Source organism: Succiniclasticum sp. (assembly GCF_056977735.1).
Genome location: NZ_DBMCWA010000015.1, coordinates 48019 through 74539, shown reverse-complemented (window position 1 = coordinate 74539; position 26521 = coordinate 48019). Strand labels below are relative to the sequence as shown.

Here is a 26521-nt window from a genome sequence, read left to right as displayed (position 1 = left end):
TATTTCGATCTTTTGCTTATCACATGGCTTCGCCTGCTTCAGGCGAAGCCGTTTTTATAAATGTACGAACATTTTTTTCCGGCTTCACTGTGTAATCAGTCCAATACAGGACGTTTTCGTCAAAGCTGTAATACAAAAGTCCCGAACCGTTGCGATACTTCACTTTGTCCTTCACCGTACCGTCTCTCTTCACTTTCCGGATCGCGAGCTGGCAGTTTTCATAATACAGACTTCCGTCTTTCTGATAGTGGGCCCGCATCATGTACACATCCGTTTTGGGAATCCTGTCGCGAACCGTGACAGTTACATCGTACCAGTCCGGTTCATCCGTCGGGGCAACGGACATAAGTAACCGCCCTCCCGCCTTTTCTTCCCAATAACCTTCGTAGCTTTCCGGTGCAATCATTTCATAATCTTTTCTTCCTGTCAGGGGCGCTGAATCAGCGAAAGCCGGCGAACAACATAAAAGCAAAACTAAAGCCAGGCAAACAGCAAATACTTTTTTCATTTTGGGTCTCCCATTCAATTCTGTTATCTTACTCCAAAAATGCGAAAACAGCAGCGTTGTCATTCATCGACACAACCGCTACACAAAACTTTCATTCTATAGCCATTACTCTTTTTCTCTTTCCTGCAATTCGTCCCATAACTGTTCTATCTTTTTCCCCAGTATCGGATGCACCGCTGCGGGTGCAATCTGCGCCAGAGGACGCAATACAAAATCCCGGTTCTGCATGTCCGGATGAGGCACCTTCAGTTCCGGCAGATCAATGACCCTGTTGTCATACAGCAGCAGGTCCAGATCGATGTTCCGTTCCCCCCAGCGTCGCAGCCGCTTCCGCCCCATTTCCTGTTCTGTCTGCAATAAAAGTTCCAGCAATTCTGTCGGGGACTTTTCTGTTCTGATTTCCGCTGCGGCGTTAAGAAAATCCGGCTGATCCGTCACGCCATACGGTTTGGTTGTAATGAAATCAGATACAGTTATAATCTTCAGGCCTTTCTTCTCCATCAGAGCAAGGGCATCCTTCAGGTTTTTCACCGTATCGCCTATATTACTTCCCAACGCAATATAAATCGCCATATCACACGCTCCGTATCGCTTCCAGCATGCGGATCAGCTGCAGGTTTTCCCTCACGTCATGCACCCGTACCATACTGGTTCCTGCATACACAGCAGAGGCTGTAACCGCCAGGGTACCCTCCAGCCGTTCTTCCGGCGGAAGCGGATTATTCTTTATTCCCAATACATTACCTATGGTAGTCTTGCGGGACGCTGCCATCAGTACGGGGTATGCGTTTACAGTAAGGGCATTCAGATTCTGCATCAGGCGCAGATTCTGTTCGTCGTTTTTGGCAAAACCGATGCCCGGGTCCAGAATAATCTTATCTGCACCGATTTTACGCTCCTGCAGAAGATCTGCCCGCTCCAGGAGATATTCCGTCACTTCCTGCACTACGTTATTATAACTGCACTGTTTCTGCATATCTCTGGAGGTTCCCCTGCGATGCATCAGAATGATAGGCGCCTTCGCCTCTGTCACCACATCAATCATAGACTTGTCTGCCGTCATGGCGCTGATATCATTAATGATATCTCCTCCGCACTGCATCGCTTCTTTTGCCAGTGCAGCCCGATACGTATCTACGGAAATGATACTGTCCGGGAACTTCTTTTTGACTGCCGTCACAACAGGCAATACCCGTTCCCTTTCTTCCTCTGCCGTAACCGGTTCGCTGCCGGGACGGGTGGATTCCCCACCGATATCCAACACAGCCGCGCCTTCTGCCAGCATCCGCTCAGCCTGTTCCAGCGCCGTATCTATACTGTTTTTCCGGGAGCCGGCGTAAAAGGAATCAGGTGTCACATTAAGGATACCCATCACCTGCACGGAATCGTAGCGCAGCGTACGTCCGTCAGCCAGCAATGTAGATTTGGCAGCCGGTGTAAGATATTGCTCCAGGTCTTCCACGATGTCCGGTATACCGAAATACGGCATCTGTTTGAGTTTATGGACCAGCGTTCTGTAATGCTTCTGACTGCCCAGCAACAGGATATCCGCATGGGATACCGCACAGGTAATGGTCGTCCCCGGCGTGGCGCAGTCTCCCCCTGCCGCCAGCATCTCCTGTTTGATAATATTAGCCGCCGGTGTCCGTACACGCAGTACTTTCAGCGGGGTGATTTTCCCTTTTCCCAGCATGATGGCAACAGCAGGTTTGTACACGCCCAAATGCTCCATCTCATAACGCAGTGCATCCTGATTTACTTCGTACAGCATTCATTCCACCCTTTTTCCACACAGGCAAACGCATTATGGTTATGGATGCTTTCATAGCTTTTTACCGTGACGCGGTACCAGATAATACGTGAATCCTCTTCCAGCCGCAAAGCAATCTCCCGCACTGCATCCTCCACAAAGCGCGGATTATCATACGCTTCTTCCGTCACAAACTTTTCGTCGGGGCGTTTCAGCAAGCCGTATACCGGGGCGCTGGCTCCCGCATCGGCAATGTCCGCCAGTTCTTCAATCCAGACAAATTCCCTGGCTTTCACTTCCAGCGACGCCGTGGCCCTTTGGTTATGAGCTCCGTAAGAACTGATTTCCTTTGAGCAGGGACATAAAGTCTGAATGGGCACCTGTACTTCCACCTTCTGCATAAACCTTTCGCCTTTTTCCACGGTATAGACACAGTTCAGGTCCATAACAGAAGAGAGCCCGCTCACCGGTGCTTCTTTTTGGATAAAATAGGGAAATTCCAATTTCAGAAAGGCCCGGTCTGCCAGCAGACTTTCTTTCAGATCGTCCAGCACTTCTTCCAGCGCCGACAGATTGACAACGTCCAGTTTCTGCAGGCACTGTACAAAGCGGCTCATATGTGTACCCCGCAGATCCTTGGGCAGATCCACTGCTACAGACACAACAGCTACTGTATGCTGTTCCCCTTTCTGCCGGTCACGCAGCACAAGAGGCCATCGCAAATCGCTGATACCCACATGTTTCAGCGGGATATTGCGGCTGTCCTGTTCCGACTGTACATCCTTCAATATCCGTTTTTTCTGTTCCAAAGACTCATTCAGCATAATTCACCTTCATAGAACTCACCCCGGTAAATGCAGCCGCTGGTCCGGGTCTCCCAGACTTCCACTTCAAACAGCCGGCGGTTTTCCGCATACAAGGGTTTCGCCAGCTGATCCCACACCCAGATTGCAATGTTTTCCGCGCTTGGATTGGGAATTACGTCATTTAACAACCTGTGGTCCAGTTTTCGCAGCACCTTTGTCTGCACGATTTTTTTTAACAGGGAGAAATCCAGCACCATTCCTTCCATATCAGGGACCCCATCAACCTTTACCACCAGTTTATAAGTGTGCCCGTGCAGGCGCTCACATTTCCCATTGTAGCTGGGAAGGTAATGGGCTGCGTCAAATTCAAATTCTTTCAGAACGATCATGGTTCCCTCCTTTGCAGGCAAGCAATCGCCTTGCAATTTCACTTTAACTGCGTTTTCAGGCATCCTTGCAGTTCTGTTATTCATACTGTGAATTCAGTTTTCCGGAATGAAAGGTAGGCGTCAGGCTTAATCCGCCAAAATCCGGTTGCTGGCGGAAGGCTTCATAGGCTACCACCGCCACAGCATTGGACAGGTTCAGGCACCGGGCTTTCGGATCCGGTATCATAGGAATACGCAAACACTGTTCCGGAAATTCTTCGTGGATCCAATCCGGCAACCCGGAAGTTTCCCTTCCGAAGACCAGCAGACTGTCTGTATCATAATGAACTTCGGTATACCCTTTAGCCGCCTTGCTCGTCAGAAAATACTTCGGATTTTCTTTGTAGGTTTCAAATAAATCGCGAATATCATCCCAGTAATCTATATCCAGCAAATGCCAATAATCCAGCCCTGCCCGTTTCAGCTGCCGGTCGTCCGTTGAAAAACCCAGTGGACGAACCAGGTGCAGGTGACAGCCGGTAACGGCACACAGGCGCACCACATTGCCGGTATTGGCCGGGATTTCCGGCTGGTATAATACGATATGCATATTCAGGCCTCTCTATTTTTTGTGTTTTTCATATTTATACTTTTCCAGTTTATTCCGCTCTTTGATTCTTTTCTCGTACAGCTTTTCCAGTTCTTTCTGTTGCTTTTTATGATCAGTCCACATGCCTTCCGGCTCTTTATCCGGACAACGCAACATCAGCTGGTGGGTGTTAACAATCTTCTCCGCATATTCACCACCCATGGCCCAGGTCCAGTTCAGGCCCGACCATTTTGTAATAAGTCCCTTCTCCAGACGCAGATTATGGGCCTTGTCATACCGTGGATCAATCAGTTTGGTCTTAGGCAGATTGTAATCTGAATAGGCCAACAGGTGCTGGATATGGGCCCTAACGCCCTCCTGGGGCGTTTTGAATGCAGCCCCCTGCACACCGCCACCGATGGTTCCCAACCCGCAGTAATTGTGCTGCCAGGGTTCCACACTGCCGCCAAAATTGAAATAACCTGTTTCCAACAGTGCCTGAGACAGGGCCATATCAGGACGGATTCCTTCCCGTTCTGCTTCTTCCCAGTACAGATCTATAATTTCGCCGATGCTGCAACCGATAGGAAGATTCCCATTATTCGCTGCAATCAGCTGGGCCGCCTGTTTTTTGGTAGCCTGAGCCTTTCCTTTGATGGTAATGTCCTTGTAACCTTTCGGCAAAATATAAATCGCATTCAGGTTGCGTTTGGCCGTTGCCGTCTTCTCTGTTTTAGCGCCAGTCTTTACAGCAGATTTGTTTACCGGAGTTGTCTGTACATCAACATTATTTTTTGTTTTCCTTTCGTTGTCTTTTTCCTTTTTACTTTTATTTTTATCGTCCGCTTTCTTATCCTGTTTTACGCCAGGAACGATCGCCCCTGGACGGTCCCCCATACTTATTACGACCGGTTTGGACTCCCGGCCGGCAGAGGATACTCTGGCTGTCTGCCCCGGGGCCGGAAACAGAAACAGTGCAACCACCACGGTGCAGGCAATCTTCTTCATAGTATCCATAGATTTGTTCTCCCCTATTTTCAGTTTTTTCTTATTTCCCGCTTATGTTTATTAATATATAATTATATGACAAACTCTGTTTATCTGTAAACCCTAAACCCATTTCAAAATGCTGTTTTGAAATGTTTCCCGGATATCTGACAGGAAGACTTATATTATGATATAATAGTAATATAAAACCATGTTTTTATGATGTCATTAAAATAATTAAAGGAGGAATCACCATGTCTGCAGAATTCAAATTTATCCACCACGCCTGCTTTACCGTTACCGCTGGCGGCGAGACGCTGATCTGCGATCCGTTTTTGGACGGCAACCCCATCCACGTCTCTATGGAAGACCTGAAGGTAAACTATATCTTCATTTCCCATGCCCACGGCGATCATCTGGGCTGTGCCTATGAACTGGCCAAACAGTGTGATGCCCTGATCATTACTACAGCGGAAATCGCCGGTCAGGCTTCGGAAAACGGATGTAAGGCACATGCCATGCACATTGGTGGCACGTACAAATTCCCCTTTGGAAAGGTACGAATCACCCCTGCCTTCCACGGCAGCGGCATTGCCGGTGGTCACGCCTGCGGGTTCATCATTGATTTTCATGGAACGAAATTCTATTTTGCCGGCGATACTTCTCTGTTTGGCGATATGCAGCTCTTACAGGAGCTGGATCCCTTCAAATATGCTTTGCTTCCTATCGGTGGCAATTTCACCATGGATCCCCACGATGCAGCCAAAGCAGCGGCCTTCTTAAAAGCTCCGGTAGTCATCCCCATCCACTACAACACCTGGCCCGTCATCGCTCAGGATCCTGAAGCCTATAAGACAGATGTGGAACAGAACGTTCCCGGCACACAGGTCGTTCTTGTTGACCCTGGCGACACGTTGGAATGGGATTAACAGATCTGGTGCAAAGAGAAAGTGTCCTTAAACATAATATACTAAGATAAAAAAGTAACGAGGGTTGCTGGTTTCAAAGAAACCGTTGCCCTCGTTTTTATATGTTTTTGTGTCTTGTATTATTTTGCTTTCGATAAAACCGGTTTCAAAAACTAATGCAACGCAGTTTCGTATTAACGGTAACAGCACTGTCACCAGTTCCTTACTTAGCTTCGCCAGCCTTTTCCCGCTTTTTCAAAGCCTTCATGAGAAGCGGCGAGAAAGAAGACAGGATACACAGGGCGATCAGTATCCAGCAGATGGGGGTGCTGAACAGAATACTGATATCGTTACTGGACAGGGTCAGGCTGCGGCGCAGGCCCCGTTCCCCGATAGGCCCTAAAATCAGCGCCAAAACAACTGCCGCTGTATTCAGATCCAGCTTTCGCATCAGATAACCGAAAAAGCCAAACAGGAACATGATCCCCACTTCCACGAAACTGTTGTTGATGGCAAAGGAACCTACCACGCACAGCACAAACACGCAGGGAATCAGGATGGCGTCGGACAGGCGGGCAATATGCGCGAACAGACGGCAGCCGCCCAGGCCGATCAGCAGCATGAAGAACTGCGTGATAACGAAGCCTGCAAAGAAAGTATAGGTCATCTCCGCATATTTGGTGAACAGCTCAGGACCGGGCTGCAGGCCCTGAATGATCAGACCGCCCATCAATACGGCTGTTACGGATTCACCGGGGATGCCCAGGGTCAGCGTAGGAATAAGAGAACCACCGGTAACCGCGTTATTGGCTGCTTCAGATGCCGCTACGCCCTCAATGGAACCCTTGCCAAACTCGTCTTTCCGTTTGGAGAATTTCTTGGCGGTATCGTAGCCCAAAAAGCAGGCAATGGAAGCGCCGGCACCGGGCAGGATACCGATGATGTTACCGATAAGCCAGGAACGGATCACGTGGGGGAAGATCTGGGCAAGCTCTTTCGCTTTCAGGAAAACAGAGTCTTCAAAATCAACGACGTTGCCCCGTTCCTTGATTGCCTTTTCAATCAGAATAAACACCTGTGACATGGAGAACAGACCGATCATGGCGCAGGTTACGTTGATACCGTTATACAGGGCGTCGATACCGAACATATACCTCTCTACACCTTCCATGGGATCCATGCCGATGGTAGACAGCACCAGACCAAAGGCGCCGGACATCAGGCCTTTGACCATAGATCCGGAAGTAACACCCGCAATAATAGTAAGCCCGAATAAGGCCAGCCAGAAATATTCCGGGCTGCCGAATTTCATGGCCAGCTGGGCCAGGGCCGGTGCAAAGAAATACAGGGAAATACAGCTGAACAGACCGCCGAAGAAAGAGGCCGTACAGGCAGTACCCAATGCTTTACCCGCTTTGCCCTTCAGGGTCAGCTGATAACCGTCAATCGCCGTAGCTGCCGAAGCCGGCGTGCCTGGCGTGTGAATCAGGATAGCGGAGATGGATCCGCCAAAAATTGCGCCGCAATAAATAGCACCTAACATGATCAGGCCTGTTTCCGGTTTCATGCCGAAGGTCAGGGGCAGAAGCAGTGCCACACCCATAGCCGCCGACAGACCCGGCATACAGCCCACCACGATACCGATGGTTACACCGAGAATCATCATTCCCATATTCATGGGGGAAAACACATGTAAAAAACCGGCGGCCATCAATCCTAATGTATTTGCATCCATTCGTAACAGCCTCCCGTCTTACAAGAACTCGCCCAATATCTCGCCTTTGGGCAGTGGCACGTTCAGGAACCAGCCAAAGGTGAAATAGGTCAGGGCCAGCATAACAATCAGCACCATGGCCACATATTTCTTAGGGATTCGGAAATAGTGCAGGCAAAACAGGATATAAACCAGAGACGCCAGATAGAATCCGAAGAAATACATCAGCACAAAAAAGCCGAGAAATGCCGCAAACATGGTCCAAAACTGTTTAGGCAGGAAACCTTTAAACGTTTCCGACACATCATTGACAACATGCCTGTCTTTCATATACTGCTTTACCATGTCGTACAGCCGGATGGTCGTAAGCAAAAACAGCAGCCCGATGACAAAATGTGGATAGTGGCGGGCGCCTTCCGGGAATTTCTGCGTCTCGTGCTGGAAAAATGCGCAGAACAGATACATGAAGACGCAAATATAAATATCGGTTCTTTTCATAAAAAGCAACCTCGCGATCAAAAGAATAAACGGCAATGAATAAAACCGGCCTGAAGCAGCCGTCCAACAGGCAGCCGCCTCAGCCGGCTTCAATTTTACAATTACACATCCGGCAGAAGAAAAGCATCCGTAACGGACATCTTTTCAGTTTGCCTGAATCCGATTATTTGTCATATAATTTGCTTACTACGTTCTTGCAGAAATCCATCTGTTCCGCAATCAGAGTGCCCAATGCCTTACTGTCTTTGTAATCGGTAGCCATGCCGGCTTTCTGATGCGCTTCTTTAACCTTAGGATCATCCATGGTCTTTTTCATAGCGGTTTCATAGAATTTAATGATGTTTTCCGGGGTTCCCTTCGGAGCTACCAGAGCACGGGCAGAGCCGTACCACTTGTTATAATAACCCAGTTCGCCCAGGGTCGGAACATCTTTCAGAGCAGGATCGCGTTTTTCAGCAAACAGACCTAATACGCGCAGTTCTGCTTTGTCGCCGTTGATCAGCTTGGCAATATCGGCAACCTTGGCACAGGAGAAATCAACTTCGCCCTGGCGCAGAGCCAGCAGCTGGTCAGCCGTGCCGCCGTAAGGAACCGCCTTGTACTGGAATTTTGCGGACTGCGCCAGCAATTGGGCAGCCGTATGGTTAGAAGCCTTTACGCCGTTAGTAGAAGCTTTTAGTTCGCCGGGTTTCGCCTGTGCGTCAGCGACCAGTTCTTTCAGGGTCTTCCATTTTGCATCTTTCTTAACTACAACAACGCCGGTCTCTGTCAGATGGTTGCAGATGGGAACGATGCTTTTATCATTAAAAGGAGCGTTCGGCTGGATAGCCAGCGTAGTATAGGTCGGGAGGTTGATGAAACCGATGGTATATCCGTCCGGTTTCGCCTTGGTCAGTTCGGTCCAGCCAATTTTTCCGTCAGCACCCGGTTTGTTTTCAATAACCATGGTCTGACCTACATACGGCTTGGCATTGTTCAGCAGCAGACGGGCGCCTGTATCAGTGCCCGAACCCGCCTTATAGGCAATGATGACCTTAACATCCTTTGTGGGTTTCCATTCTTTGTTGGCATCGGCAGCCTTTTTGTCGCCGCCACCGCACCCCGCCATCAGCACAGACGCAGCCAGCATCAGGGACCCTGCAACAGCAAGAATTTTTCTCATGAGTTTCTCCTCCTTCTTTTAATTCAATTTTACAAAATATGCAACCCATCCAAAACGATCCGGATGGGCGCAAATTTTTCTGTACAACCTATATATTAACTATACAACAACTTGAAAAAAGATTCAAGAAATATTTACTCCGCGGACAGCAGCAAAAGCTATACAAAAAGAATTGTCACACAGCCGGAAAAAAGAAAAACACACCCTCTTGCGGCGTTCATTCCGCAAACATGATGTGTTTTACAAGATACCCCGGTAACTGAAAAAATTAAGTCAGACAATTCCCGTCTTTTTCAAAAAACGAAGATGTAATTTATTTCTGCGGGAATTCTTCCCTTTTCAGTCGTTCCAGCGCTTCCCTGGCAGCTTGCTGTTCTGATTCCTTTTTGGTACGGCCCTTTCCGCTGCCATATTCTACGCCATTAATAAAAACTCCGGATGTAAAGATACGGTTATGCTCAGGGCCTTCAAATCCCAACATCTCGTATACTATTTCATATTGGGCTTTATGCTGAAGCCTTTCCTGCAGCATACTTTTATAATCCCCCATCACGAGCTGCCCGTTGCAAACTGCATTGATTTCCTTTTCCAAAAGCCCCAAAAGATACTGTTGCGCCGATGCAAAACCCTGATCCAGATAGTATGCGCCCAACACTGCCTCAAATGCATCTGCCAGAATTGAGGGCCTCTTATTACCGCCTGACGACAATTCTCCGTTCCCCATGCGCAGGTAATTACCCAAATTGATACGTCTTGCACATTGGTACAATGACATTTCACATACCACCTGAGCTCGCAGCTTTGTCATCCGCCCTTCGTCAAAGTGGGGAAAATGCTCATACATATAGGTACTGACTATAAGACCCAGTACGGAATCACCCAGGAACTCCAGCCGTTCATTGTGTTCATTGTGAGGATAATGTAAGGTTTCGTGCGCAAAGGATGTATGCGTCAGAGCCAGATTCAACAGCTCGTACCGTTGCATCGTAATGCCCAGGCTTTCACACAGCTCCTGCAGCTTTTCCCTGCGTTCCTCACTAATACGGGGCAGATCCGTATAATTACTCATGGTCTGTGTATGCATGGCGGTTACTCTTCATATTTTTTAATCACGATAACCGCATTATGTCCGCCAAAGCCGAAATTGCTGGACATGGCAGCCCGGACTTCCTGCTTCCTGGCTTCATTGGGAACATAGTCCAAGTCCATTCCATCCTCTGTATCTACTTCATGATAGTTTATGGTAGGCGGAATGATACCGTTCACAATCGTCAGTGTGGTCGCTACGGCTTCCATACCGCCAGCACCGCCTAACAGGTGGCCAGTCATGGATTTATTGGAACTCATGGGAACCTTGTAGGCCCGTTCTCCGAAAATCTTTTTGGCAGCGATGGTTTCATTCAGGTCATTACGATGGGTAGAAGTGCCATGGGCGTTGATGTAATCAATATCGTCCGGCGTAAGGCCCGCATCTTTGATTGCGGCTTCCATGCAGACAGCCGGCATCACACCTGCCGGATCAGGAGCCGTAATATGATACGCATCCGTATTCATGGCAAAACCTGCCAGTTCCGCATAGATATGGGCGCCTCGCTTTTTCGCATGTTCCAGTTCTTCCAGCACGATTACGCCGCCGCCTTCTCCCATGACAAAGCCGCTGCGAGTCTTATCGAAAGGACGGGACGCCGCCTGCGGATTCTCATTGCTGTCGGTACACAGCGCCTTCATGTTTTCAAAACCGGCAATAGCAATGGGATTTACCGCGGCTTCCACGCCGCCGGCAATCATCACGTCCGCATCGCCGTACTGGATGGTGCGCAACGCATCCCCGATGCAGTTTGTACCGGTAGCACAGGCTGTCACAATCGCCGTGTTAGGGCCTTTCCATCCCAGCGCAATGCCGATATGGGCTGCCGGCATATTAGGTATCTCCATGGGAATAAAGAAAGGGCTGATACGTCCCGGTCCTTTTTCTCCATATTTAAGAGACTGTTCCAAAAAGGTTATGATCCCACCGATACCGGTACCGACACAAACGCCCAGACGCGTAGCATCTTCCTGCGCCACATCGATTCCTGCATCCGCTACGGCCTGTTTGGCTACCGCAACGGCAAAATGAGCCACACGGTCCATTTTGCGGCCTTCCTTTTTATCTACAAACTGGGTATAATCAAAATCCCTGACTTCCCCGGCAATTTTTGTCTTCAATTCAGTTGTATCGAACGCTTTGATCGTATCAATACCGGATTTTCCGGCGATCAGATTGTTCCAGAAAGTCTTTACATCGTTACCGATAGGTGTAACCACGCCTAACCCGGTAATTACAACACGTTTCTTCAAAATTATCACCTCATGATTTCTTGATTGTTGTCCAATAAGCCGGACACACTTCCTTTCCGGCTTATTTTCCTGACTGTTCTTTTCAGTTGTTAATCGCTGCAACTTCTTCCTTGATACGGCGGAAGATTTCTTTAACCGGCAGGATTTCATGAATCTTCCACATATTGGCCCCCGTGAAAATCAGACCCGTTTCCACGTCCCCCTGCTGGGCTCTGGACAGAGCCCGGATAATACAGAACTGATGGGTGCAATGTTTCAGGCATGCGTCGCAGGTAACAGGCAAAGGAGCCTTCCCTTCCAGCGAAAGCTGTGCAAAGGGACTGCGGATTGAACGTCCTTTGTAACCTACCGGACTGTCAATTTGCACAACATCCTCTTTTGACATGCGCAGATACATTTCCTTCAGGAACCGTGCTCCGTTGGACTCCTCACTGGCGGCAAAACGGCTGCCCATCTGCACGCCGTCCGCACCCAGATTCAGCAAATCTACAATATCCTGCCCGCAGGTTGCACCGCCTGCCGCAATCACTGGAATATTCACCGCTTTCACAATATCAGGCAGGATTTCCTTGATAGACTGCTGCGTACCCAGATGGCCTCCGGCCTCGGTACCTTCTACCACAATTGCAGATGCTCCCAGCTTTTCAGAAATCTTCGCAAGTTTGACAGAAGATACAATCGGCACCACTGCTACATTGTATTCCCTGCCGACTGCAAAAATATCTCTTGAAAAACCGGCGCCGGCCACAATCAGGTCCACACCTTCCTGCGCAGCAGTCACAATTAAGTTTTTAAACGCGCGGGCAGCTACCATACAGTTAATACCAATGATACCCTTGCCGTTAGTAAGCTTACGGGCAAGGCGGATTTCCGTCCGTAATTCCTGCTCCTCCATTCCGGAAGCAGCAATCAGGCCGATACCCCCCTCACTGGCTACTGCAGCAGCCAAACGTGCCGTTGATAATCTAATTGCCATGCCACCCTGGATAATCGGGACCTGAGCAACTAAATTTCCTATTTTAAGCACTGGTAATTTCAACAGATATCCCCCATTTCAGGAAACAATTATACGATTCATAAAAATAAAATGGTTTGCAGGGATGCCCTTGCACAGGGCATCCCCAAACCAATCGGCATTAAGCCTCTTTTTCTTCGTCCAACATTTTAACTGCGTCAGCAACAGTACGGATCTTTTCAGCTTTTTCATCCGGAATTTCAACACCGAATTCCTCTTCAAAAGCCATAATCAGTTCAACAATATCCAGAGAATCAGCTCCCAGATCATCGATGAACGCAGATTCCATCTTTACTTCATCAGCGTCAACGCTTAACTGTTCAACAGTAATATCTCTTACTTTTTCGAAAGTGCCCATCACGATTCACCTCCTCTCGCAGACCATTTCACGGTCAGTCTCTTTCTCCTTAATTCATAAACATACCGCCATTAACATGCAAAGTCTGGCCAGTAATATAAGCAGCTTCATCCGATACCAGGAATGCAACCGCCTTCGCAATATCCTCCGGTTCGCCGAGACGCCCCATCGGGATACCTGCTTTCAAACCATCCACTACCTTTTCCGGCAGCACCGCTGTCATATCCGTAGCAATAAACCCGGGCGCCACGGCATTCACCGTAATCCCCCTTGCCGCGACTTCCTTGGCCGTGGCTTTAGTGAAGCCCAGAATACCTGCCTTGGCCGCAGCATAATTTGCCTGGCCGGCATTTCCCATAGCTCCTACTACGGAACTGATGCTGACAATCCGGCCACTGCGGGCTTTCATCATGTATTTAACAGCAGCTTTAGTACAGTTGAACACACTCTTCAGGTTGGTAAGCAATACCGCGTCCCAGTCTGCTTCTTTCATGCGCATCAGTAAACCATCCCGGATGATGCCTGCATTGTTTACCAGGATATCGATCTTACCAAAAGCTTTGACCACTTCGTCGATCATGGCCGCACAGGCTTCTGCATCCGCCACGTCAGTTTTCACCAGGATCGCCTTACGGCCCAGCGCTTCAATTTCCGCTCTGGTCTTCTCGGCTGCTTCCGTATTACCGGCATAGTTTATGGCAATGTCAGCGCCACGGGAAGCCAGCAGCAGAGCGATGCTTCTGCCAATCCCACGGGAAGCACCCGTTACCAGAGCTACTTTTCCTTCTAACTGCATTTTAGCGAACCTCCTTAAAATAAGCAAGTGTTTTTTCTAAACTTGCCATATCTTCAACATTTAATGCGGTCATTTCGCGGTCAATTTTACGGGTAAAACCGGTCAGGACTTTACCCGGGCCCACTTCAACAAAGGTATCGAATCCGTCTTTGATCATATTCCGCATGGACATTTCCCATTTTACAGGGCTGGCGGCCTGTTTTACCAGCAACGCACGGATTTCTTCAGCTTTGACAACCGGTTCGGCGGTTACATTGGCAACCACCGGGAATTTCGCATCGCGGAATTCGATTCTGTCCAGCACTTCCTTCAACCGGTCCGCAGCCGGTTTCATCAGGGTACTGTGGAATGGAGCGCTGACCGGCAGCGGAATTGCCCGTTTGGCTCCTGCCGCTTTTAAGGCTTCCGTTGCTTTATCTACTGCTTTTGTCGCCCCTGCGATAACCACCTGACCGGGGCAGTTAAAGTTTACAGCCTGCACCGCTTCGCCGCATTCATTTTCAACCTGCTTACAGATCGTCACGATTTCATCAGGCGTCAGCCCCATTACGGCCGCCATGGCACCTTCCCCTACCGGAACAGCTTCCTGCATGAACTGTCCACGCTTGTTGACAGCAACCACGGCATCCCGCAGATTAATCACATCTGCGGCAACCAGTGCGGAATATTCACCAAGGCTGTGCCCGCCGGCGATCTCACATTCCAGTCCGTGTTCTCGCATCACAGCCAGTGCTGCCACGCTGCAGGTCAGGATGGCAGGCTGGGTGAATTTTGTCAGACGCAACTCTTCTTCCGGTCCTTCAAAACACAGCTTTGTAATGGAAAAGCCAAGCGCTTCGTCTGCCTCATCAAACACCTTTTTCGCGCAGGCGTAATTATCGTAAAAATCCTTGCACATTCCAACTTTCTGTGAACCCTGTCCCGGGAATACAAATGCTACTTTTGCCAACGGAATCAACCTCGCTTTCATTTTTTTGAACTATCTTTTTTATCTGTAATCGAATCTGCAATCTAAAAAAACAAAGGGGGATTCTGAAAATCACTTTACCCATTTCACTAAAGCGCCGGCCCAGGTCAGTCCGGCGCCAAAGGCTACCATTATTACATTGTCGCCTTTTTTTAACCGTCCCGCTTTCCGCGCTTCTGTCAGGCAGACCGGAATGCAGGCAGCCGACATGTTGCCATGTTTGTCAATGTTGATCCAGACTTTTTCCCTGTCAATTTTCAAACGGCTTATGGCATTGTCGATAATGCGCATGTTGGCCTGATGGGGCACCAGTAATGCAATGTCATGAATGGTCATCCCTGCTTTTTCTAATACTTTTTTACAGGCTGCCGGCATCTTCCGAGCTGCAAATTTAAACACATCCTGCCCGTCCATATGGATCGTGTGGTCGTGTGCATCTACCGTCGCATGAGTCGCCGGTTTTCGGCTTCCGCCGCCGGGCTGGATCAGGTGCATACCACCGGTGCCGTCCGCCCCCAGGTCAATACTCAGCACCCCGTAGCCTTCTTCTACCCGGCCCAATACAGCAGCACCTGCGCCGTCACCAAACAGCACGCAGGTATTGCGGTCTGTCCAGTCCGTAATACGGGAAAGGGTTTCCGCTCCTACCAGCAGGATTTTATTATACAAACCGCTGATAATGCTCTGACTCCCGATACCAAGGCCATATACAAACCCGCTGCATCCTGCAGACAGGTCAAAGCAGGCTGCGTTCTTCGCCCCCAGCTTTGCCTGTAGAAGACAAGCCGTAGAGGGATATTTATAATCCGGCGTTTCCGTGGCCACGATAATCAGATCCAGTTCTTCCGGCTTTGTCTCCGCATCCGCCAGGGCACGCAGCGATGCCTCGTAGGCCAGATCGCTGGTAGCCTGTTCCGGTGCGGCAATGTGCCGGGTCCGGATCCCTGTCCGTTCTGTAATCCAGGCATCAGAGGTGTCAACCATCTTCTCCAGATCCTGGTTTGTCAATATCTTTTCAGGCAGGTAACAGCCTGTCCCGATAATTCCAGCGGCATATTTCACTGCTTTACTCCTACTATACACTTTTTGTCCGTTCGTTTATCGCAAGGTACCTACTACTTTGTCCGCTTTGGTCTGCCTTGCTATGTCTTCGGCAATACGGCTGCAGATGTTGCGTTCTACCCCATCTACCGCAGCACCGATAGCGTTTTTAATTGCCTTTGCCTTGGAAGAACCGTGGCAGATAAAGAAAGGAGCCCGCACCCCAAGCAGCAACGCACCGCCGTAGGCTTCCGGATCCAGTCGCTTTTTCAATCCGCCCAGGGCCGGTTTGATCAGAAGTCCGCCAATCTTAGCCAGAAAACCTCCGCTCAGGATGGCTTCTTTCACCATGGTCAGGATAGCTGTAGCCAGCCCTTCTGCCGCTTTCAGCACCACGTTGCCCACAAAGCCGTCACAGACCACCACGTCTACATTGCCTTTATTGATGTCCCGGCCTTCCACGTTGCCGATAAAATGAATCAGCTTCTCTTCCTTCAGCAGAGGATAGGTGGCCAGCGTCTGTTCGTTACCCTTGATTTCCTCTTCACCAATATTTAACAGTCCCACCCGGGGATTTTTAATATTCAGCATCAGTTCCGCATAAATGGAGCCCATGATAGCGTTTTGAAGCATGTGCTCCGGCTTGGCATCCACTTTGGCCCCGCTGTCCAACAGCACCGTGGTACCTGTCAGACTGGGAATCGGTGTAGCAATTGCAGGCCGGCCCACACCGCGAATCCGCCCCAGATGGAACAGTGCCGATGCCACAGCCGCACCCGTACTGCCGGAAGATACCAGTGCGTCACACTCTTTGTTACGCAACAAGTCCGTCGCTACCACAATGGAAGCATCCTTCTTTGTCTTTACCGCAATCCCCGGGTGTTCATGCATCCCAATCACTTCTGATGCATGCCGGACGGTAAGATGCGGGTCACTGTCCGCTCCGTATGTTTTTAACAATTCCTTAATGGTAGGTTCATCACCCACCAACACAACATCACATTTATATTCTTTCACCGCCATTACGGCCCCCAGAACCAATTCCTTCGGACCGTAATCAGTGCCCATCACATCCAGCGCAATTTTCATGCGTTCCTCAGCTTCCTTTCCTGACCGCAGCAATAATAAACTTAGCCCGGAACACTTCCGTATTTTCCTTTTTAATGATGACCCTGATATAATATCTGTCATCTTTGATGTTCGTCACATCTGCTTTTGCAACCAATCTGTCGCCAGGATATACCGGCACCTTATATTTTACATTGCTGACTGCTGTCAGAGCAAATTCCGTATCTACCAACGCCAGGGCCAGTGTATCAGCCATAGCGAACATGAAATAGCCTCGTCCCACACCGGTTTTTCCCAGCACCATCTCATGGGTGATGGTCATCGTGGAAATTGCGGACCGGTTTAGTTCCAGATCAATCAGTTCGCCTACAATATCCTTCTGGTCAATCGCTTTCAGACGGGTGCTGGCCGTACTTGCCATCAACCGGATCCGCTCCCGCAGTTCCGGTATATTCAAAGCCAGACGGTCCAGCCGAACCGTAGGCACACTGACCTTCAAAGTCTTTGCCAGCTGTTCGTCGGTTAAAAATGGATCCTTCTGAACCAGCTTCTGTAATTTTTCATGGCGAACCAGCTTTTTCGAAGAATTCATTTTATCACCTCACTTTTAACACCTGGTTATAACACCTGCTTGTATGCATTATACTCTTTTTTGCATTTCCATGCAAGTCCTTTGTGGTAAAAAACGAAAAAAAGTACAATATGTTGGGCTTTTTTCCCTATACATTACACAAATTGCTAAAACACGGTTCAAAACGAATTGCATTGTAAAAAGAAAAACCCCTGAAGACTTACGTCCTCAGGGCCAATTCTCAGTATGGAATTATTCCTCGGTCTTAATAACTTCTTTCCCGTTATAGTAACCACATTCCGGACACACGCGGTGCGGCATCTTCATTTCGTGGCACTGCGGGCATTCAACCAGGCCCGGAGCGGTCAGCTTCCAGTTCGCACGGCGGGAGTCGCGGCGTGCTTTGGTCATTTTTCTCTTCGGTACTGCCATTTCCCATACACCTCCTAAACAAAAATGGTATTTAAAATTTATTTGATGAACTGCTTTAATGCCGCAAGTCTTGGATCGACAGTGTCAGTATCGCAACTGCAAGGACAGACGTTCCGGTCTGTACCGCAAACAGGGCAGATTCCCAGACAATCCTCTTTGCACAAGACTTTCAGAGGTTCTGCCAACAGCAGGCCCTCACGCAGCGGCTCTGTTATATCAACTACATCCGCTTCGTAGACATAAGCATCATTTTCAACGCCCGAACTTCCTGACGGGTAATACTTCTCTACAACGTCCGCAACGGATTCTGCCTCAAACTCCTTCAGACAACGGGAACAAACACGGTTCACCGTTGCGCCGACCTGAGCTTTCAGCAGAAGCACATCCCCCACATTAGATATTTCCCCTTCAATCCGGACCTTGCCCGTAATTGACAACTCCGTTTCAATAATATCCAATTCAGCGGGTTCCGCTTCAAATTGCAGAAGTTTCTTTCCTGTCAGGTGTTTTCGTATCTCAGCGACATTTATTTTAATCATGTTTCACCAATCGTTACAATTATAGCCATACATAAAACCTTTGTCAAGAAAAAATCAGCAGAAGAAATAATCCGCCTCCCGGTTTTTGTGATAAAATAACCAAAGAAAGAACTTTTAGAAAAATCCGGAGAATTGTCTTCCTGAAACGATTGTATAACATGCTGAAAAATAATGCAAGAGGAGCTTTTTATGATTAAAAAGACCATCGGGATCACTGCAGAATATAACCCCTTCCACAATGGACATCTGTGGCAACTTAAGACATTGCGAAAAAAATTTGGCAACATACCTGTCATCGCATGTATGAGCGGCTGCTTCGTGCAGCGGGGTGAAATTGCACTGACAGACCCATGGACACGGGCTACCACAGCCGTCCGCTCCGGTGTTGACCTGGTATTGCTGCTGCCTGCCTGGTACAGCCTCCACAGCGCGGACTACTTTGCCGCAGGGGCAGTAAAAACACTGGCTGCTACCGGTATGGTAAGTTCACTGGTTTGCGGAGCGGAACATACTGCCAGCCATACTCTGGAAGAGACCGCTGCATGGGCATTGCAATCAGAAACAGAACAACAAATCAAATCATTTCTGCAGCAAGGCCTTTCTTACGGCGCTGCGTGGGAGACTGCCGCTGCCGAAAATCATGTAGATACCGGTTGGTTCAAAGGAGCAAACAATCAGCTTGCCCTTGCCTATCAGAAATCCATATTACGAAATCATCTGCCGGTTAAAATGTTGATATTGCCACGTAAAGGCAACAGTTACAATGACACAGAACTGACATCTCCGTATGCTTCGGCAACTGCAATCCGGACAGCCTTGCGCAACGGACATGCCCTCACATCCCTCACTTCTGTTCTTCCGGAAGCCTCCGCAACTTTATTAAATACAGGAGATATTGACTTTCCTGATCTCTTTACACGGCAGGAAGAAGCCCTTACTCTGCTGCTGAGCAACCTGCTTTCCCAGCACAGCAGCCAGGACTTATTCGAACATTGCAGTGCCAGCAGAAATTTATGCGATCGCTTTTATAATGCACGACAGGATTTACAACATGGTTATACCTCATTCTGTCTGAAAATCGCCAATAAGCGGGACCCTCTGCCCTCTGTCCGGCGCCTTGCCCTGCAGTTATTGCTGCAAAGAACCCGGGATTTTTGGACGGAAACACCGGCGCCCTCTTATCTCCGGGTATTGGCCTTCAATGACCGGGGACGAAGCCTTTTAAAACATATGAAAGAAACGGCGGTGCTTCCCATTATAACCAAGGCAGGCAGTGAAAAGCAGTATGTAAAGACACCCATGTACCCTCTGTTGCAACTGGACTCCGCTGCTGCTGATCTTTTTCAGCTGCTGAATGGAAACACAGGGATGTTCGGAATGTATTTTACCACATCGCCGGCATACATAAGATAAATACGCAAAGACTCCTTATGCACGATAATACCGCACATAAGGAGTCTTTTTATTTGAAAGAATCCAAAAATGAAATATAACACTCAAATAACAATACAGTAAAAAAGCACTGATTAGCTGTTATTCTTCAACAGGCTCTGTTTCTTCAGTTTCTGCAGATACCGGCGCAGTAATCTCTGCCTGGGGAGCCATATGCTGTACACGGGCAGCAATAACATCTGCCAGTCCTTTACGTTCCTCGTTCACACTGTTACGATTGTCTTCAATAGCCCGTAATGCTGACTGCAGGCTGTTTCCGAGATACCCCAGCATATCGTCTGCATACTGCAGAGAGTCGGTCTTAACCTGATCCGCGTACTGATCCGCGCCTTGCTTCACTTCATCCTCATACCGCTGGGCAGAGGCTTTGATATCCTTGGAAAGCATTTCCGCCTGCCGTACGATTTCTTCCTGACGGACCAGACGTTCCGCTTCTTCCTTGGCTGCTGTAATAATATGCTCCGCTTCCGCATTGGCCTTTTCCACAGTAGCCGCCGCTTCTTCCCGGGCAGAGTTCAGGATGTTTTTAGAATCCTCTAATACTTTTCCCGCATTTTTTACTTCCTTGGGGATTGCTTCTTTCAGGTCATCCAGAATCGCTGACAGATCGCTTTCCTCCACGATAATCTTATCCGTAAGGGGAATGCGGTTCGCTTCAGAAATCAGATTGTATAAGTCGTCAAAAATCTGATCTAACGTCACGTTTGTACTAAGTCTTTCCAGCATATCGTTATCCTCTTTCCTTTCACATTTGGCAGCCCTGCCGCCATCGATTTTATATTATTGCTGCGTTCGCATCGCCCCGGCCCGCACCGGGTTGCAACGCAATCATTTTACCTTACGTCTTTGATATTTGTGGATCAGCTCTTCCACCGACGCAGGTACCAGCTGCCCGATGTCACCGCCAAAGGCCAGCAATTCCCTCACGCCGGATGAACTGATGTAAGAATAATTGGCATTGGTCATAATGAAAACCGTTTCCAATGTCTCATTAATCTTTTTCAGCAGCAATGCCCGTTGGAATTCATATTCAAAATCAGTGAAGGCACGCAGTCCCCTTACAATAAACGATGCCTTTTCCTTTTCACAAAACTCGTTTAAAAGACCGCTGCAACTGGTTACCCGTACATTCGGCAGATGGGATGTGGCTGCTTTTAGCATCTCCACCCGTTCCTTCGGTGTAAACAGGGATGTTCCTTTTCCCGGATTGTAAAAAACACAGACTATGATTTCGTCAAACATCCGGCTGGCACGCTCGATAATATCGATATGCCCCCTGGTCACCGGGTCAAAACTGCCTGAACACACAGCCTTGCGCATGGTAGCTCCCCCTTGTGGACAAATTTGAAACATACTTAATTTAGATATGTTTCGACACAGCTTGCTAAAAACCTTTTACTTACTATGTATTATTTGGAAATTTTTATAAAGGTCAATACTGTTTCCCCATACTGCTGGCTCCGGAAAATCTCATAGCCCTCAGGCACAGCCCCGGCAACATCATCGTGTGCGGAATGTTCCGCCACCAGCCAGCCTTCCGCTGCCAAAAGCGGACTTTTTGCCAGCCTGCCCAAAATTTTCTGTACCCAGCCTTTATTATAGGGCGGATCCACAAACACCAGATCAAATCGCTGTCCCTGTCTGTACAGCAGGTCCACCGCCGCCTCTGCGTCGTACTTTAACACCCTGCAGTCCGCTTCCGCGCGACACTTTTGTATATTGCTGTCTGTCAGCTTCAGAGACGTCCGGCTATTATCCACAAACTGCACAATCTTCGCCCCGCGACTCCAGGACTCCAGTCCCAGATTGCCGCTTCCGGCGAACAGGTCCAACACCGCCGCGTCCACAACCTTGCTGCCGATAATATTAAACAGTGATTCCTTTACCCGGTCCGCCGTAGGACGCACGTCGTAATTTTTCGGCACGTTCAGGCGCAACCCCCGTGCCTTTCCGGTAATAATTCGCATTGTGTTTCAGGCCGTGCCTTTCTGTCGGTTGCTTCTGACTTCTCCCGAAAACATTATACCTGCAACTCTTCCTTTTCGAAATCCTGCAGGACATTAATTTTCTTATTTATCATACAACAAAACTGCCGTTTTGTCACTTTCCGATTGCTAAATATTGTAACAAATCTGTGAAATGCACAAAATATTGTGCTTTCTTCTCTGAAAACCATCTGCTTGCCACATCCATTGAAAAAACACCTTACCAGCTTCGGGACGAACCACCGCCCCCGCCGGAACCGCCGCCAAACCCACCGCCAGAGCTGCCGCCACCATATCCACCGCCACTGTATCCGCCGCCGGAACCACCGCCCCCGCTGAAGAAGAACGCCAGGATCCGAAAAAGCAGACGGGTCAGCACGCCATGGAGAAACATAATGTCGAGGAATATCAGGATCAACAGGAGGGGAACCCAGCCAACAGTATCAACCAGCATCTCACCTTTCATCAGCAGGAAGCCCAGAACACCCAATACTCCTGCCGCGAGGGAAGAATCTGCTCCGGAGAGACCGGGATCCCCTTCAGCAGAAGTCACATTTTTCTCTGTAACACCGGAGTTTTGATGACCTTCAGCCGGATAGGTCTGCGCAACATTTTCCTTATTCCCGTTCTGTTCCGTCATTGCCTTTTCAAACAGCTCCTCAGTGGACTGTCCTTCGGATCCTGCCCTCACCGTACCCGGTGAATGATTATTATAACCGGAAACCGCCAACTGCACATTATACTCTTTCGCAATACGAAGGGCCAGCGCCTCATAACCGTAAGCAATGCCCGGTTCATATGTGCCCTTGCGGAAATAGGGGATCATATACTGGTCCTGGATTTTCCCCGTCAGACTGTCCGTCAGGGCACCTTCCAGCCCGTAGCCTACTTCCACCCGGGATTTACGGTCTCCGGTGGAGATCAGTAGCAGGACACCGTTGTTTTTTTCCTTGTTGCCAATGCCCCAGTTGCGGAGCAGTTTCAGCGAATAGTCCTCCAAAGGGGCGCCGTCCAGACTTTTCACCGTCACTACAACCAGCTGGGCCGTGGTCTTCTGTTCCAGCTGCTGTCCCAGATCCTGCAGATAACCGCGGACAGGTGCAGAAATAATCCCCGCATAATCCTGCACATAAATGCCGGAGGATGCAGACGGTTTAGGAGGAATCTGCACGGTGTCCCCGTCAGGCACGTCATCTACACCGAACCAGATGCCGGCCAGCAAAGCAAAAACAGCCAATAAGAGTAGTCTGAACAAGTATTTCATGTTTTAAATATTCCTGCAAATGACTTTTCCCGCAACCGTTTACCCAACAACGTCATTACGTTAAAACTGTACCTTCGGAACCGTTTTGGCCGTTTCCTCCACTTTGAAATAGTCCCGGGCCGTGAAGCCTAATGCCCTGGAAAACAGGGAATACGGTAACGATTTGATTTTTGTATTATAACTCTGTACTGCGTCATTGTAATCCTTCCGGGCTACCGCAATACGGTTTTCGGTGCCGGATAATTCGTCTTGCAACTGCCGGAAGTTTTGATCCGCTTTTAACTGGGGATAGTTCTCCGCTACCGCCAGTAAACGGGACAGGGCACTGTTCAACTCCGTATTGGCCGCCATCTTGTCCCCGGCAGTCTTAGCGCCTGCCATTTTTGCCCGGGCATCGGACACTGCCTGGAACACTTCCTTCTCATGGGACGCATAACCCTTCACCGTATTTACCAGATTGGGAATCAGGTCGCTGCGGCGCTGGAGCTGATTATCTACCTGGGACCACTTGCTGTCCACATTTTCCCGCGAAGAGACCATGCCGTTATAAAACCCGAACATGGAGCCTACTGCCAGAACAACGACTAGTAACATACTTATTAAAGTGCTCACGAAAATACCCCCTGTCGTAACATGTCAATTGCCGGATACATATGTATTGATCAACAGACATCAATGTATAATTAATTATATCATATTTTCCCGCGCTTCGATGCCCGATTTAAAGTTACCCGCAGTAAATTATTATGTAAAAGAATTACGATCCCTGTCGATTGTTTATCTTAACAAGGTTGAATTTGAGAAAAAGGTATTGTACAATAGATAAAGCTTATTATCAAATGATTGCGGAGAAGGTATTACAGTGCGCTCTAAAGGGTTTAAACCGCTTATTATAATTGCAGGGTTTATTTGTTTAAGCATCTGTTCTTTTTCTTTAGCTCATTACCTGGGCTGGCTTGCGCAGGATTCCGGTTTGCTGCCTGCAATTGCCCGAGCCGTTTACGGACCAGATGTACGGCAGGAAATGACTCGCCTTAAGCGTGCAAAAGAACTCTCTCCTGAGATCCCGGTAATTACAGTCCTTTGCTATCATGAAGTGACACCCGACCGGGAAGATGATTGTATGAATGTAAAGCCGGAAGTATTCCGCCAGCATATCCGGGAATTTAAAGAAGCCGGATACTCGTTTATCGATGTAGGCGATTTGCGGCGCTATGCCAAAAGTCCTGTATCGTTCCCTGAAAAGACCTTGCTGATTACTTTCGATGATGGGTATGCAGACAACTATAAGTACGCCTATCCGATTTTACGGGAGGAACAGGTACCGGGTACGTTCTTCGTCGTGAGCAGTACTATCAACAAAGACAACCGGCTAACCGCTGACCAATTGCGCGAGATGCTGTCAAATGGTATGAAAGTCGGCTCCCATACTGTAAATCACGAAATCTTAACGAATATGAATACAGAAGAGGTTGATTTCGAATTACGGGAGTCCAAAAAATCTTTGGAAAAAATTTTGGGGGATCCGGTTTATGCTTTGGCCTATCCCACCGGTAAAACAAATGAAGCAGTGCTAAACAAGACTAAAAAGTATTACGACATGGCATTTCTGGCTACAGTTTCGGCAAATCAAAAACAGACTTTGTTCACATTACAGCGCTATGGCGTATTTAGCTGGAATAAACATATAGAATCTATTTTTAAAAACAGATAGCGTCCAAAAGGCGATACCCAATTATGTGTACTTTATAAATTGAATATAATTTTTTTAAGTTTTTCAAAAAAAACTGGTAATTCTTTAGAAACAGGTGTATAATAGCATACGTAAATTACATTTGCTCGGATAGCTCAGTTGGTTAGAGTGCTGCCCTCACATGGCAGAGGTCCAGGGTTCGAGCCCCTGTCCGAGTACCATGAAAAACTTATCCCGGAAACGCAGTCCATGCGTTTCCGGGTTTTTGTTGTACGAACATATTACGATAGATATATTGTTGGATGGTCCATTACCGCTGATCCGCAGGCACTTACGAATCCCGCACACAGACCACTTCAGCTTTTCACTTTATCCCAAATAACACCCACCGCAGCACCCATCACTGCCACGGTAAACCAGCCAAATCCTTCCTTATACAGGGGCACCGATGCCAGTATGCTTTCCATGGGAACCGGAATCGCTGCAGCCTTCAGGCCTTCCACGATGGCAAACAGGGTGACGATCCACATGGTGCAACGGAACACGCGTTTATTACCGCCGAAGCCAAACACATTCAGCATGGCCAGCGCAATCATTACCGGATATAAGAAACAGAGGATGGGGATTGCCATCTTGATGATCATATCAAGTCCGAAATTGGAAAGGGTAAAGCTAATCAATGCAATCAAAATACCTAATGTTTGTTTGGAAAGTCTTCCGTTAAAAAGAATATGGAAATAGTCGGAAATGGCTGCTATCAAACCGATACTGGTAGTAAGGCAGGCCAAAATAATGATAGCCGCCAAAATACCTGTACCGCCTGCGCCCAAATATTCATGGGCTGTTGCCACCAGAATACCGGCACCGTTAGAAAATTCCCCTGACAGATAACGGTGCGCTTCTGCCCCCGCATAGCCCAAAAAGTAATAAATTAAAGCCAACAGTCCGGCAGTGATCAATCCTGCCAGAAGGCAGATCCTGATCAGTTCTTTTTTCCCCTGAATACCGAAAGTTTTAATAGTTGTCAGTGTAGCCGCACCAAAAAGGAAAGAAGCCAGAAGATCCATGGTATTGTAACCTTCCTGAAAACCTTTCAGGAAGGGGGCCTGCAGATATTCCCCCTGGGGGGCGTCCGGTATAAAGGTCGGAGCCAACATCACTTTTACAAAAAGAATGCCCAGACAGACCAGAAGCGCCGGAGTCAGCACCTTTCCCAGCCAGTTCAACACTTTGGATGGATTGTTGGCCACATAATAACTAAACGCAAAGTAAAGCGCCGAATACATTGCCATCTGCCATGGTTCAGTTGTGCCGAACAGCGGCTTGATGCCGATTTCATAACTGAAGGCAGCCGTACGGGGAATGGCAAACAGAGGCCCGATGGACATGCTGGAAAGAAACATGATAATTTTCGCATAAGCAATATTGACCGGAGCTGCCACTTCTGTCAGGTCTGTACCGCCTGTCATAGCAATAGCCAGCACGCCCAGGATGGGAAGGCCCACGCCCGTAATGCAAAAGCCCAGCGTAGCAATATTCAGATTGCTGCCGGACAAATAGCCGAACAGCGGCGGAAACAGTAAATTGCCTGCACCGAAAAATGAAGAAAATAACACCAGGCTGACGGGAATCAGTTTACTTAACGAAAGAGAGTTGGTCATAATGTTTCACCTGCTATTATAACGAAAACGCACAAAATGTGCGTTTTCA

30 protein-coding genes and 1 tRNA gene are annotated in these 26521 nt (G+C 48.5%); 4 read left to right on the top strand and 27 right to left on the bottom strand.

Annotated features, from left to right (window positions below; translation table 11 throughout):
- Positions 1-19: 19 nt before the first annotated feature.
- From ACZOWY_RS09505 to ACZOWY_RS09475, 7 genes are all read right to left on the bottom strand, one after another.
- Entirely contained in the window at positions 20-508 is a 489-nt protein-coding gene (locus ACZOWY_RS09505) for a hypothetical protein (protein WP_484396318.1), read from the bottom strand.
- 105 nt (positions 509-613) lie between these two features.
- Positions 614-1081, bottom strand: a complete 468-nt coding sequence (folK, locus tag ACZOWY_RS09500) for a 2-amino-4-hydroxy-6-hydroxymethyldihydropteridine diphosphokinase (RefSeq protein WP_484396313.1) — start codon at positions 1079-1081, stop codon at positions 614-616.
- A gap of 1 nt (position 1082) precedes the next feature.
- Positions 1083-2279: a dihydropteroate synthase gene (gene folP, locus ACZOWY_RS09495; RefSeq protein ID WP_484396308.1), complete on the bottom strand. Its 1197-nt coding sequence runs from the start codon at positions 2277-2279 to the stop codon at positions 1083-1085.
- Positions 2264-3046, bottom strand: a complete 783-nt coding sequence (gene folE2 / locus ACZOWY_RS09490; protein WP_484396383.1) for a GTP cyclohydrolase FolE2 — start codon at positions 3044-3046, stop codon at positions 2264-2266. The genes folP and folE2 overlap by 16 nt, the downstream gene beginning before the upstream one ends.
- A 29-nt stretch (positions 3047-3075) precedes the next feature.
- Positions 3076-3453 carry a 6-carboxytetrahydropterin synthase QueD gene (gene queD / locus ACZOWY_RS09485; RefSeq protein WP_484396303.1) on the bottom strand — a complete coding sequence of 126 codons (378 nt, stop codon included), beginning with the start codon at positions 3451-3453 and terminating at the stop codon, positions 3076-3078.
- 76 nt (positions 3454-3529) lie between these two features.
- Positions 3530-4042 (bottom strand): tRNA (cytidine(34)-2'-O)-methyltransferase, encoded by a 513-nt coding sequence (locus ACZOWY_RS09480; protein ID WP_484396299.1) that lies wholly within the window; start codon positions 4040-4042, stop codon positions 3530-3532.
- 12 nt (positions 4043-4054) lie between these two features.
- Positions 4055-5038, bottom strand: coding sequence for a glucosaminidase domain-containing protein (locus ACZOWY_RS09475; protein ID WP_484396295.1), 984 nt, complete (start codon positions 5036-5038; stop codon positions 4055-4057).
- A gap of 224 nt (positions 5039-5262) precedes the next feature.
- On the opposite strand from ACZOWY_RS09475, the gene ACZOWY_RS09470 reads away from it, so the two are divergent.
- A complete protein-coding gene (locus ACZOWY_RS09470) occupies positions 5263-5937 on the top strand; it encodes a metal-dependent hydrolase (protein ID WP_484396290.1) in 675 nt (224 codons plus the stop codon).
- A 202-nt stretch (positions 5938-6139) separates the two neighbouring features.
- On the opposite strand, the gene ACZOWY_RS09465 is transcribed toward ACZOWY_RS09470, so the two are convergent.
- From ACZOWY_RS09465 to ACZOWY_RS09400, 14 genes are all read right to left on the bottom strand, one after another.
- Positions 6140-7651 carry a tripartite tricarboxylate transporter permease gene (locus ACZOWY_RS09465; protein ID WP_484396286.1) on the bottom strand — a complete coding sequence of 504 codons (1512 nt, stop codon included), beginning with the start codon at positions 7649-7651 and terminating at the stop codon, positions 6140-6142.
- 18 nt (positions 7652-7669) lie between these two features.
- A complete protein-coding gene (locus ACZOWY_RS09460; RefSeq protein WP_484396283.1) occupies positions 7670-8128 on the bottom strand; it encodes a tripartite tricarboxylate transporter TctB family protein in 459 nt (152 codons plus the stop codon).
- A gap of 163 nt (positions 8129-8291) precedes the next feature.
- Entirely contained in the window at positions 8292-9290 is a 999-nt protein-coding gene (locus ACZOWY_RS09455) for a tripartite tricarboxylate transporter substrate binding protein (protein WP_484396278.1), read from the bottom strand.
- A 313-nt stretch (positions 9291-9603) separates the two neighbouring features.
- A complete protein-coding gene (gene rnc / locus ACZOWY_RS09450; RefSeq protein WP_484396274.1) occupies positions 9604-10374 on the bottom strand; it encodes a ribonuclease III in 771 nt (256 codons plus the stop codon).
- A 5-nt stretch (positions 10375-10379) separates the two neighbouring features.
- Positions 10380-11630, bottom strand: coding sequence for a beta-ketoacyl-ACP synthase II (gene fabF / locus ACZOWY_RS09445; protein WP_484396270.1), 1251 nt, complete (start codon positions 11628-11630; stop codon positions 10380-10382).
- Between the two features lie 82 nt (positions 11631-11712).
- Positions 11713-12669: an NAD(P)H-dependent flavin oxidoreductase gene (locus ACZOWY_RS09440; RefSeq protein WP_484396265.1), complete on the bottom strand. Its 957-nt coding sequence runs from the start codon at positions 12667-12669 to the stop codon at positions 11713-11715.
- Positions 12670-12766: 97 nt separating this feature from the next.
- Positions 12767-13003, bottom strand: coding sequence for an acyl carrier protein (locus ACZOWY_RS09435; RefSeq protein ID WP_093913108.1), 237 nt, complete (start codon positions 13001-13003; stop codon positions 12767-12769).
- A 49-nt stretch (positions 13004-13052) separates the two neighbouring features.
- Complete coding sequence (gene fabG / locus ACZOWY_RS09430) at positions 13053-13799, bottom strand: 3-oxoacyl-ACP reductase FabG (RefSeq protein WP_484396261.1); 747 nt, start codon at positions 13797-13799, stop codon at positions 13053-13055.
- Between the two features lies 1 nt (position 13800).
- The gene (fabD, locus tag ACZOWY_RS09425; RefSeq protein ID WP_484396256.1) at positions 13801-14748 is read right to left on the bottom strand and encodes an ACP S-malonyltransferase; all 948 of its coding nucleotides are present in this window, start codon (positions 14746-14748) and stop codon (positions 13801-13803) included.
- A 90-nt stretch (positions 14749-14838) separates the two neighbouring features.
- Positions 14839-15828, bottom strand: coding sequence for a beta-ketoacyl-ACP synthase III (locus tag ACZOWY_RS09420; protein WP_484396251.1), 990 nt, complete (start codon positions 15826-15828; stop codon positions 14839-14841).
- A gap of 36 nt (positions 15829-15864) precedes the next feature.
- Positions 15865-16896, bottom strand: a complete 1032-nt coding sequence (plsX, locus tag ACZOWY_RS09415; protein WP_484396246.1) for a phosphate acyltransferase PlsX — start codon at positions 16894-16896, stop codon at positions 15865-15867.
- A gap of 7 nt (positions 16897-16903) precedes the next feature.
- Positions 16904-17467: a transcription factor FapR gene (gene fapR, locus ACZOWY_RS09410; protein ID WP_484396243.1), complete on the bottom strand. Its 564-nt coding sequence runs from the start codon at positions 17465-17467 to the stop codon at positions 16904-16906.
- Between the two features lie 231 nt (positions 17468-17698).
- Complete coding sequence (gene rpmF / locus ACZOWY_RS09405) at positions 17699-17878, bottom strand: 50S ribosomal protein L32 (RefSeq protein WP_093913103.1); 180 nt, start codon at positions 17876-17878, stop codon at positions 17699-17701.
- A gap of 38 nt (positions 17879-17916) precedes the next feature.
- Positions 17917-18417, bottom strand: a complete 501-nt coding sequence (locus ACZOWY_RS09400) for a YceD family protein (protein WP_484396240.1) — start codon at positions 18415-18417, stop codon at positions 17917-17919.
- A 189-nt stretch (positions 18418-18606) separates the two neighbouring features.
- Here ACZOWY_RS09400 and ACZOWY_RS09395 point away from each other — a divergent pair, with 189 nt between their 5' ends.
- Positions 18607-19830 carry a nucleotidyltransferase family protein gene (locus ACZOWY_RS09395; RefSeq protein WP_484396235.1) on the top strand — a complete coding sequence of 408 codons (1224 nt, stop codon included), beginning with the start codon at positions 18607-18609 and terminating at the stop codon, positions 19828-19830.
- A 120-nt stretch (positions 19831-19950) separates the two neighbouring features.
- On the opposite strand, the gene ACZOWY_RS09390 is transcribed toward ACZOWY_RS09395, so the two are convergent.
- The 5 genes from ACZOWY_RS09390 to ACZOWY_RS09370 form a co-directional block, all read right to left on the bottom strand.
- Positions 19951-20595 (bottom strand): hypothetical protein, encoded by a 645-nt coding sequence (locus ACZOWY_RS09390; protein WP_484396230.1) that lies wholly within the window; start codon positions 20593-20595, stop codon positions 19951-19953.
- 102 nt (positions 20596-20697) lie between these two features.
- Positions 20698-21189 (bottom strand): pantetheine-phosphate adenylyltransferase, encoded by a 492-nt coding sequence (gene coaD, locus ACZOWY_RS09385; RefSeq protein ID WP_484396226.1) that lies wholly within the window; start codon positions 21187-21189, stop codon positions 20698-20700.
- A gap of 89 nt (positions 21190-21278) precedes the next feature.
- Complete coding sequence (rsmD, locus tag ACZOWY_RS09380) at positions 21279-21836, bottom strand: 16S rRNA (guanine(966)-N(2))-methyltransferase RsmD (protein WP_484396222.1); 558 nt, start codon at positions 21834-21836, stop codon at positions 21279-21281.
- A gap of 238 nt (positions 21837-22074) precedes the next feature.
- Positions 22075-23118: a TPM domain-containing protein gene (locus tag ACZOWY_RS09375; RefSeq protein WP_484396217.1), complete on the bottom strand. Its 1044-nt coding sequence runs from the start codon at positions 23116-23118 to the stop codon at positions 22075-22077.
- Positions 23119-23178: 60 nt separating this feature from the next.
- Positions 23179-23712, bottom strand: a complete 534-nt coding sequence (locus ACZOWY_RS09370; protein WP_484396378.1) for a LemA family protein — start codon at positions 23710-23712, stop codon at positions 23179-23181.
- A 268-nt stretch (positions 23713-23980) separates the two neighbouring features.
- On the opposite strand from ACZOWY_RS09370, the gene ACZOWY_RS09365 reads away from it, so the two are divergent.
- Positions 23981-24832 (top strand): polysaccharide deacetylase family protein, encoded by an 852-nt coding sequence (locus ACZOWY_RS09365; RefSeq protein WP_484396212.1) that lies wholly within the window; start codon positions 23981-23983, stop codon positions 24830-24832.
- A 123-nt stretch (positions 24833-24955) separates the two neighbouring features.
- Positions 24956-25032: transfer RNA gene (locus ACZOWY_RS09360), tRNA-Val, on the top strand.
- A 135-nt stretch (positions 25033-25167) separates the two neighbouring features.
- On the opposite strand, the gene brnQ is transcribed toward ACZOWY_RS09360, so the two are convergent.
- Positions 25168-26472: a branched-chain amino acid transport system II carrier protein gene (gene brnQ, locus ACZOWY_RS09355; RefSeq protein WP_484396207.1), complete on the bottom strand. Its 1305-nt coding sequence runs from the start codon at positions 26470-26472 to the stop codon at positions 25168-25170.
- Positions 26473-26521: the final 49 nt, after the last annotated feature.